Source organism: Erwinia sp. S38 (genome assembly GCF_016624545.1).
GTDB classification, from domain to species: Bacteria; Pseudomonadota; Gammaproteobacteria; order Enterobacterales; family Enterobacteriaceae; genus Erwinia; species Erwinia coffeiphila.
On the sequence record NZ_JACVTS010000060.1, the window covers coordinates 1 to 1,948 of the forward strand.

The following is a 1,948-nucleotide window of genomic DNA, read 5'->3' on the forward strand; positions in this document are numbered from 1 at the left end:
TCATCTCCGGGGGTAGAGCACTGTTTCGGCTAGGGGGCCATCCCGGCTTACCAACCCGATGCAAACTGCGAATACCGGAGAATGTTATCACGGGAGACACACGGCGGGTGCTAACGTCCGTCGTGAAGAGGGAAACAACCCAGACCGCCAGCTAAGGTCCCAAAGTCATGGTTAAGTGGGAAACGATGTGGGAAGGCACAGACAGCCAGGATGTTGGCTTAGAAGCAGCCATCATTTAAAGAAAGCGTAATAGCTCACTGGTCGAGTCGGCCTGCGCGGAAGATGTAACGGGGCTAAACCATGCACCGAAGCTGCGGCAGCGACACTTAGTGTTGTTGGGTAGGGGAGCGTTCTGTAAGCCGCAGAAGGTGGACTGTGAGGTCTGCTGGAGGTATCAGAAGTGCGAATGCTGACATAAGTAACGATAAAGCGGGTGAAAAGCCCGCTCGCCGGAAGACCAAGGGTTCCTGTCCAACGTTAATCGGGGCAGGGTGAGTCGACCCCTAAGGCGAGGCCGAAAGGCGTAGTCGATGGGAAACAGGTTAATATTCCTGTACTCGGTGTTACTGCGAAGGGGGGACGGAGAAGGCTATGTTAGCCGGGCGACGGTTGTCCCGGTTTAAGCATGTAGGCGGAGGTTCCAGGTAAATCCGGAACCTTGTTAACGCTGAGGTGTGATGACGAGGCACTACGGTGCTGAAGTAACAAATGCCCTGCTTCCAGGAAAAGCCTCTAAGCATCAGGTAACAACGAATCGTACCCCAAACCGACACAGGTGGTCAGGTAGAGAATACCAAGGCGCTTGAGAGAACTCGGGTGAAGGAACTAGGCAAAATGGTGCCGTAACTTCGGGAGAAGGCACGCTGTCGTTAGGTGAAGTCACTTGCTGACGGAGCTGAAGGCAGTCGAAGATACCAGCTGGCTGCAACTGTTTATTAAAAACACAGCACTGTGCAAACACGAAAGTGGACGTATACGGTGTGACGCCTGCCCGGTGCCGGAAGGTTAATTGATGGGGTTATCCGCAAGGAGAAGCTCTTGATCGAAGCCCCGGTAAACGGCGGCCGTAACTATAACGGTCCTAAGGTAGCGAAATTCCTTGTCGGGTAAGTTCCGACCTGCACGAATGGCGTAATGATGGCCAGGCTGTCTCCACCCGAGACTCAGTGAAATTGAACTCGCTGTGAAGATGCAGTGTACCCGCGGCAAGACGGAAAGACCCCGTGAACCTTTACTACAGCTTGACACTGAACATTGAGCCTTGATGTGTAGGATAGGTGGGAGGCTTTGAAGCGTGGACGCCAGTCTGCGTGGAGCCATCCTTGAAATACCACCCTTTAACGTTTGATGTTCTAACCTGGCGCCGTGATCCGGCGTGGGGACAGTGTCTGGTGGGTAGTTTGACTGGGGCGGTCTCCTCCCAAAGAGTAACGGAGGAGCACGAAGGTTGGCTAATCCTGGTCGGACATCAGGAGGTTAGTGCAATGGCATAAGCCAGCTTGACTGCGAGAGTGACGGCTCGAGCAGGTGCGAAAGCAGGTCATAGTGATCCGGTGGTTCTGAATGGAAGGGCCATCGCTCAACGGATAAAAGGTACTCCGGGGATAACAGGCTGATACCGCCCAAGAGTTCATATCGACGGCGGTGTTTGGCACCTCGATGTCGGCTCATCACATCCTGGGGCTGAAGTAGGTCCCAAGGGTACGGCTGTTCGCCGTTTAAAGTGGTACGCGAGCTGGGTTTAGAACGTCGTGAGACAGTTCGGTCCCTATCTGCCGTGGGCGCTGGAGAATTGAGAGGGGTTGCTCCTAGTACGAGAGGACCGGAGTGAACGCACCACTGGTGTTCGGGTTGTCATGCCAATGGCATTGCCCGGTAGCTAAGTGCGGAAAAGATAAGCGCTGAAAGCATCTAAGCGCGAAACTTGCCTCGAGATGAGTTCTCCCTG

1 rRNA gene is annotated in these 1,948 nt (G+C 54.3%); it reads left to right on the forward strand.

The window, feature by feature from the left end:
* Positions 1-1,948: ribosomal RNA gene (locus tag IBT46_RS26960) — 23S ribosomal RNA — on the forward strand; the annotation flags it as partial.